The 7479-nt window shown below is 63.6% G+C and carries 6 protein-coding genes and 1 pseudogene; all 7 read right to left on the bottom strand.

The window, feature by feature from the left end:
* A pseudogene (locus WAW85_RS05090) lies at nt 1–433 on the bottom strand (hypothetical protein); the annotation flags it as partial.
* Nucleotides 397–1821, bottom strand: coding sequence for an MCE family protein (locus WAW85_RS05085; protein ID WP_422558557.1), 1425 nt, complete (start codon nt 1819–1821; stop codon nt 397–399). The gene WAW85_RS05085 and the pseudogene WAW85_RS05090, both read right to left, overlap by 37 nt.
* Entirely contained in the window at nt 1821–3107 is a 1287-nt protein-coding gene (locus WAW85_RS05080; protein ID WP_422558556.1) for an MCE family protein, read from the bottom strand. The genes WAW85_RS05085 and WAW85_RS05080 overlap by 1 nt, the downstream gene beginning before the upstream one ends.
* Nucleotides 3107–4408 (bottom strand): MCE family protein, encoded by a 1302-nt coding sequence (locus WAW85_RS05075; protein ID WP_422558555.1) that lies wholly within the window; start codon nt 4406–4408, stop codon nt 3107–3109. Before WAW85_RS05075 ends, WAW85_RS05080 begins: the two co-directional genes overlap by 1 nt.
* Nucleotide 4409: 1 nt before the next feature.
* Complete coding sequence (locus tag WAW85_RS05070; protein WP_422558558.1) at nt 4410–5549, bottom strand: MCE family protein; 1140 nt, start codon at nt 5547–5549, stop codon at nt 4410–4412.
* A gap of 119 nt (nt 5550–5668) precedes the next feature.
* Nucleotides 5669–6763 carry an MCE family protein gene (locus WAW85_RS05065; protein ID WP_422558554.1) on the bottom strand — a complete coding sequence of 365 codons (1095 nt, stop codon included), beginning with the start codon at nt 6761–6763 and terminating at the stop codon, nt 5669–5671.
* On the bottom strand, nt 6756–7479 hold a 724-nt coding region (locus WAW85_RS05060), incomplete at its 5' end, for an MCE family protein (RefSeq protein ID WP_422558553.1). The genes WAW85_RS05065 and WAW85_RS05060, both read right to left, overlap by 8 nt.

Raw genomic sequence — 7479 nt, 5'->3', positions numbered from 1 at the left:
ATACCCCGGCCTGCGGTGCCCGTCGGGTGGCCGTGGCGGCCTCCGCGGCGGTCCGGCGGCGCTGGGCACCGAGCCTGCGGTCGCGGTACGAGACGTCCGCGTCGATGGCCGCTGTGTCCACGACTTCTGTCGCCGACTCCGCCGTCTCGATAGTCTCGGTGACTGAAGCGTCAGGCCCGGAATCAACCGTGTCGGGAGCAACCGTGTCGGGAGCTTCCGGGTCCGGCTGCGCAGCGTCGGCAACCAGCATTTCGTCAGTTTCGCTTGATTCCCCGAGTACCGACGTCTGGCTGAACTCCGTGGCAGCACTCGTCCGCGCGGGCCGCTTGGGCTTGCGGCGTAGGGGACTACTTTTGACGACGACGGGGTCGGTCTTCTCGGAATTGTCGTCGGGGTTCAGGACTCCACCGTCTTCGTGATCAGCTCGTACCATTGCGTCTTCTTGCTCTCCGGCCGCTCACCCAGACCGGCGTTGTAGGTGTTGCCATCGGGGCCGATGAATTCGCCACTCACTGGATCGTAGGTGGTCGAGTACGTGGCCGGCGACGGGTCATGGGCGGCCGGATCGGCCGGTACTACGTACCCGGCTGGCTGTTTGGGCAAACCGGTTCCTGGCAGCCCGTTCGGGAACGCCACGTTGTCCCGCTCCGACGGCTGGAAGCCGGTGACACATTCGGCCGGCGTCGGTGCACGACGCCCCGGGTACTCAACGCACGGGAAGTTGCGGGCACCGCGGACGGCCGCCTGGGCGTTCTGCGGGAGACGGCATAGCGAGCCCGGCGGAACCTGCTGCGGCGTCTGCGCATCCGGGAAACGCCACTGTTCGGGCGGCATAAAGCCAACCGTGCAGGTGGGCGGATCCTGGAAGCCGAGCGTGAAGTTCACGTTCGCGCCGTATAAATTGCTGCCACTGTTGATAGCTGTGATCAGGGCCGCCAATACCCGTGGATACAGCACGATGGTCTGCTGCAGATTAGGCAGGTACACCGCCATCGTCCGCGCGTTCACGCTGAGGTTGGCGACGGCCTGCGGGAAGGTCTGGCTGACATCGTTGAAGAAGCTTTGCGCCGACGCCGCCGTACCCGGCCCCTTCTCCAGCACCCCGGTGATATTGCCGCGGTGCGCACGCAGTTGGTCGGTCACGACGGTGAGATCTGCGGTCCAGGCCCGAATATCGTCTGCCGTCCGATTCTGAGTTGCCAGAATCGGACCGGCCTCATCGACGAGGTTCGTCACCGAGTCGATGTTTTGGTCGAGTTGCCCGACGAACAAGATCATCGAGTCCAGGAGCCGCTGCAGCGCGGGCCCGGTGCCGTTAAAGGCCAGGAATGCCTCGTCCATCACCTGCCGCAACTGGGTGTCGTTGACGGCGGTCAGCAGCGCATCAGCCTGACTGAGCATCGACGAGATCTCGACCGGCAACTCGCTGACCGTGACGGTGGATCCGTTGCGTAATTGCTCACCGCCGGCGGCCTGGTTCGGCGTGAAGTCGACAAACTGCTCGCCGATCGCCGATACGCTCCGCACCGTCGCCGTCGAATCCTTCGGGATATCGGCCGACGAATTGATCGTCAGTTCCGCATTGACCCCGTCGGAGGTCAGCCACACACCACTTACCTTGCCGACGTTCACCCCACGGAAGCTGACGTTGGCGTTCTTGTATAGACCACCGGTCGAGGGCATCTGCAGGGTGACGTGGTAGCTGCCCACGCCCAGCATCTGCGGAATCCGGATGTAGAACACAGCCATCGCCGTGATCGCGATGACGGTAATCACCGCGAAGATCAGCAGCTGTCCGCGGACGAAACTTGTGATCCGCATCAGTTTCCTCCCGGCTTCTTGCTGGTGGTCGGCTTCTTACTGGTGGTCGGCTTCTTACTGGTCGCTGGCGGCTTCTGGCTGGCAGCTGGTGGCTGCTGACCCGGGAGCCCCTGCAGGAATGGTGCGAGCAGCGGGTCGCCACTGGTGCGCGCATTGCCTGCGGCCGCACCAAGCAGCCCTTCCGGTCCGGTCAGTCCGAGCGAGGACATCATCGTCTGATTGAGCCGGTCGAAGGTCAAATCCAACACCAGATCCGAGTTCACATAGTCGCCTTTGACGACCGTCCCAACGGATTCTTGCAAGAACGGGAACGTGAGCAGAATGCGGAGCGAATTGGTCAGGGCCGGCCCGGTATTGGCCAGCTGGGCCAGCAGCGCCCGCATATTGGGTGCAATCACTTTGAGATCGTCGGTGTTGCGCCGCAGCACCTCGTTGGCGGTGGCCGATAGGTCACCCACCTTGCCCAACGCCGTCACCAGATTCTGCTGTTCGTCGACCAGCAGTTGCAGGATCTGCGGCGCCGAGGCGAGCGCCCGTTGCACCGTCGCCGCTTGTGCGTTGATCGTCGCGGTCAACCGGTCCAAACCTTCGGTGGCAGCGATGATGTTGCCGGTCTGCTTGTCCAGATCGACCACCAACGTCGTCATCCGAGGAATCAGCGACGCCAAATCAGTGCCTCGGCCACCGAATGCCTGGCTGAGCTCGTCGACGATCTCGCCCATCTGCGAGAGCCCACCGCCGTTGAGGACTACTGACAGCGAACTGAGCACTTGCTCGGTGGTCGGGTACCGGCACGGATCGATCGTCTGCGCGGAGTTAATGTCCGGGACCGGTTTGCCCTGCGGCTGCGCCAGATTGCCAGGTTCCGGGCAGTTCGGCAGCGCCAGCGTTCCCCCGGGCTGCAGGTAGCGTCCCGTTGGCTTCTCCGGCGGCACGATCGCCAGGTGCGACGAGCCGAGCACGCTGGTTAAACCGACCATGGCATAGGAGCCTTCGGGAACCTTGACGTCCCGATCAAGCCGGATCGTCACCTTTGCGGCCCAGTCATCCACCACGAGGTCGCCGATGCTGCCGACCGTAGTGTCGTACATCATCACTCGCGCATTGCGGACCAGACCTGCCGCCGACGGCATTCGGGCTGTGATCTGGTAGGCGCCCTCGCCAGTGCCCTGGGCGCCGATTGCCGCGACCTGCGACACTACATCTCCGCCGCAGGCGGTAAGCGGCAGAATCAACGTCGCCGCCGCGCTCAGCGCGACGATAGTCCGGACGATCCGGGGAGCCATCAGTTACCCCCGAACGGTAGGAGCAGGTCGAGCATAGGATCGCGCGGGGTCGGCTTGGTGCTGGCGACGTCGCGTTCGCGGACACCTGCCTGGGCACGCTGCTTCACACTCTGGTTCTGGTATGTGATCTGGTTCTGCGTCGCGGTGCGGCCGACCAGCGGATTGGCCAGGAACGGCGGGAAGTTCATCCCGATGCCCGAGATGACCGGGGCCAGCAGGTCCACGCACTTCTCGATGTCCTTGTCGGTGTCCATCGGGCGCTGCGTGGAGGCCATCGATCCGCAAATCAGCGTGATCAGGTTATTGCCCATACCCAGACCGAAGACGCCATCGAGCGAACCGGTCAGCGGGTTATAGATGTTGAAGAAGTTGGCAAGCTGATTGGGCGCCGAGTGCAGCAGCCCGCGCAGCCCATCGTCGTTGCGCTTGAGGGTGTCTGTGAAGGGCACCATCTTTTCGAGGGTGCTCGCCATCGCGGTGGCATTGGTGTCGAGGAACCCCTGCAACTCACCGAGCGCCTCGTCGAGGTTCTCCAGCGCATTCCCCAATTCCTGGTCGCTTTCGGCGAGGATGCTGCTGACCGAAGCCATCCGCCCGTTGAACTGCACCAGTTGCTGGTGATTCTGGGAGAGCAGACCGGTGAGCTTCTGCAGGCTGCGGACGGTGCTGAAAACATCGTCGCGATTCTCCGCCAGGGTGCCGAGCACCACCGACATCTCGGTGATCGATCGGCCCATCGCGGCGCCATTGCCATCCAGATTCTCCGCCAGCACGTCGATCGTCTTGGACGCCGTCCCCGGATCAACCAGTCCCGAACCTTCGGACTGCGGACCGAGCGCCGCGCTCAGCTCGTCGAGCTGGCGCTTCACATCATCCCACTCCATCGGAACGGCAGTGCGCTCCATCGGAATATCGGTGTTGGCCGCGGACATCTGAGGCCCCGAAGTGTACGACGGGGTGAGCTGAATGAACCGTCCGGACACCAACGATTGCGCGACGATCACCGCGCGCGCGTCCGTCGGAATCGGCACATCGGAATCAATGCGCATAACGACGCGAACGTCACCCTGGCGCGGCTCGATAGTGGCAACCTTGCCAATCCGAACACCGACGACCTTCACCGGGTCGCCCGGATAGACGCCGTTGACCGACGGGAAGTAGGCAGTCACCGTCCTGGTGGTCGCCTTCTGATAGACGAACCAGCCGAGCATGGCGATCAACGCCGCCACGAGCACGACGGCGATCAGCGCGATGACCCGCTGAGTGAAGGTGAGCCGGGAGGCCCTAGCCGAGAGGCTCATGTCATCGACCTCCGGTCGTGGCGGTCGGCGGCGTGCTGGTGCGCGGCTGCGGTGGCCGGTTGGTTGGCGTCGGACGCGTCACATCCGGAGCTCCGCGATCGGGCGCCTGCGACCAGTTGCCGGAAACAAACGGTGCGCCCGAGTACTTGATGAAGTATTCGGCGGCCTCGGGGTACTTCTGCGAAAGCACCCGCATGAACGACCCCATGTAATCGCCGAAAGTCGGCAAACCCACCAGCGACGAGAAGTAAGGTCCGGAACTGACCGCCTCACCGAGGATGTTGGCGTACGGGCCGAGGTTGTCGATCGCCTCGGTGAAGTTGTCCGCGTTGTCATTCAAGATGTCGAGCACCTGATTGAAGGTGTTCAGGACCGGTGTCAGCTGGGCATTGTTGTCGTTCACAAAGCCGGTCAACTGCGCGCTCACCTCGGCGGTTCCGGTGATGAGTTGCCCGATGGCGGCGCGACGCATCTGGAGCTCACCGAGTAACGCATTGGCATCGAGCAGCATTTGCTGCATCTGACCAGCGCGTTGACCAATGATGTCGGTGACCCCCTTGGCGCGGCCGAGCAGATCGTTGAGCGCGTTGTCGCGGCCGGCGATCGCGGCGGAGAGCCTGCCAACTCCGTCTACCGCGCCACGCATCTCCGCCGGTGTATCGGCGAAGGCGGTGTTGAGCGCCTGCAGCGCAGTGTTCAACTCATCGGTGTCGGTGGCGGTCAGGGTGGAGACCGAATCCTCGAGCGCATCCGATAGCGAATACGGCGCGGTAGTTGCGTCGATGCCGATCGTGCCGCCTGGACGCAGCCGCTGATCGCCCAGCGGCATGATGGTCAGATTGCGGCGGCCCAGGACGGTCTCGGTCTTGATGGCCGCGCGGCTGCGGTCGCCGATCACCACCGTGTCGTTGAGCCGGAAACGCACGAGCGCCTGCATTCCGCCGGGCGTCTGCGCCAGCGTGATGGTGCCGACAGTGCCGACGTTCACTCCGGCGACGATTACCGAGTCTCCGGTGTTCAGCCCGCCAGCATCGGCGAAATAGGCGTCGTAGCCACTGACCTGACTCAGGTACGGCAACTTGTCCATCATCAGCGCGACCAGCACCACCATCGTGGTCAGCAGCGCACCGATCACACCCATCGAGACACGCGAACGCCCCTCGCGGCGCAAGCGCGTCGGGGTGGCTTCGGCAGCCGCTGCCCCCTCGCTCGGGTTCAGTTCGGTCGGGGTCACTTCGGTCAGGGTTGAGTCACTGTTCGTCACGCGCTACACCGCCCGCTGGCCTTGGTCTTATCGCCCATCGCATCGATGGCGGTGAAGTAGTACTGCGAATTCCCTGGGCCGGGCAGCAGCAGCCGGATGCGGCAGAAGTAGATCTGCAGCCAGGCACCGTAGCTGCCCAGATTCGAGAGAGTCTTAAAGTCGCCGGGCAGATCCGCCAGGAGCTGCCGAATGAACGGCTCGGCTTTGACCGCTTGTTCGGAGGTCTGGCCCAGCCCGGTTAGGGCACCCTTGATATCGGGCCGGATGGTCCCGAGCAGGTTGCCCATTCCGTTGGTGGCCTCGGCAGATTCGGAAATGAACCGCCCGATCACATCGCGGTCACCGGAGAGTCCCGAGATCAGTTGCTGCAGGCGGTCGACGCTCTGATCCAGTCCGGTGTGGTCGGCCTCCAACAGCCCGAGCGTGTTGTTCAGGTTGTCGATCACCGAACCGATGAGCTTGTCCCGGTCGGCCAGGGTGTTTGTGAAGCCGTCAGTGGCATTCAGCAACTGCTGCAACGCCGGGCCTTGCCCTTGGAATATGGCGATCAGCGCCGCAGATAGTTCATTGACCTGCTCGCCACTCATGGTGCGGAACAGGGGTTTGAAGCCGCCGAGGAGGTTGTCCAAGTCCAGGGCGGGCTCAGTCTGCTCGATCGGGATCACCGCACCAGGCGCCAGATAGTCACCGGGCGCCCCGTTGCCGGGCTGCAGTTCCAGGTACCGGTCGCCGGTCAAGTTCAGGTACCGGATCAGCACGCGAGCGGATTTCGGCAGCTGAAACGCCCGGTTCACCGAGAAATCGACCTCGGCGACGTTGTCGCGATTCAGGTGCACCGAGTTGACGGCGCCCACCTCGACGCCAGCGATCTGTACCTTGCTGCCCGATTTCATCGCCGAAGCACTGGCGAGCAGCGCGGTGTAGCTCTCGGTGCGTCCCGGCTGATAACGGCTGAAGATCATCACCAGACCGGTCATCACCAAAACCATCACGACGACGAATACGCCGAGTTTGATCAGGGTGGCACGGAAAGCGCGCGCCCGTTTGTCGACGTGGCGTTCGCCGGCCGGCACATTTGGTCCGTTACCCACGCGGCGGCCCTCCGAACAGCAGATTGAACAGCTTGAACGGCTGCACCTTGGCTGTCGTACGCGGCTGGTACGGCTGCGCCGCGTTGTCGATCACATAGAAGTCGATGGGCTTTTTGTCGTTGACATTGCTCAAACCGCCCTCGCAGGTGGGCGGACCGTCACCGCGGACTTCGGGAAGGTCCTGCGGCCAGCGGTACGGATCCTGTCCGGGGATCAGACCCGCGTCCAACAGCAGCATGCCGTTTCGCCCACCGAGCAGCGGGGTGGCCACATCAGCCGCATTGGACGCGCCGACGATGAAGCAGCGCAGCCCCGGCGCCTGATACCCGAGCAGAGCGGTCACCGGATTCAGATCGGTGAGAGTGGCCATCAGGTCCTTCTTGGATTTACTCAACACCGTGTCCGCGGTGGCGGCCATTCCGGTCACGTTGATCAGGAGCGCATCGAGGTTGGCAGTGTTGTCCACCAGCAGGTTGCCGATCACGGTGGCATTGTCGACGACTCGCATCAGATCGGGCATCGCGTCCGCGTAGACATTAGTGGCCCCGGCCGCATCGGCGAACAGCCGATTCAGTTCCGGTAGATGCTTGTTAGTCTCGCCGAGCGTGTTGTTGAGCTGCGTCAACGCCACCCCGAGTCGCTCGCCGTTGCCCGACAGCGCACCGCCGACAGCGTTCATCGTGACAGTCAGCTTCTCCGGCTCCACCTGGGCAAGC

This window comes from Gordonia sp. (in: high G+C Gram-positive bacteria) (assembly GCF_049299075.1).
Classification (GTDB): Bacteria; Actinomycetota; Actinomycetes; order Mycobacteriales; family Mycobacteriaceae; genus Gordonia.
The sequence above is the reverse complement of the archived record's forward strand: the minus strand, read 5'-3'. Positions and strand labels throughout refer to the sequence as shown.

What these genes read in the sequence shown, in the direction of transcription:
- WAW85_RS05080 (WP_422558556.1), bottom strand. Translation starts at nt 3,107, where the DNA reads ATGGCTCCCCGGATCGTCCGGACTATCGTCGCGCTGAGCGCGGCGGCG.
- WAW85_RS05075 (WP_422558555.1), bottom strand. Translation starts at nt 4,408, where the DNA reads ATGAGCCTCTCGGCTAGGGCCTCCCGGCTCACCTTCACTCAGCGGGTC.
- WAW85_RS05085 (WP_422558557.1), bottom strand. Translation starts at nt 1,821, where the DNA reads ATGCGGATCACAAGTTTCGTCCGCGGACAGCTGCTGATCTTCGCGGTG.
- WAW85_RS05070 (WP_422558558.1), bottom strand. Translation starts at nt 5,549, where the DNA reads ATGGGTGTGATCGGTGCGCTGCTGACCACGATGGTGGTGCTGGTCGCG.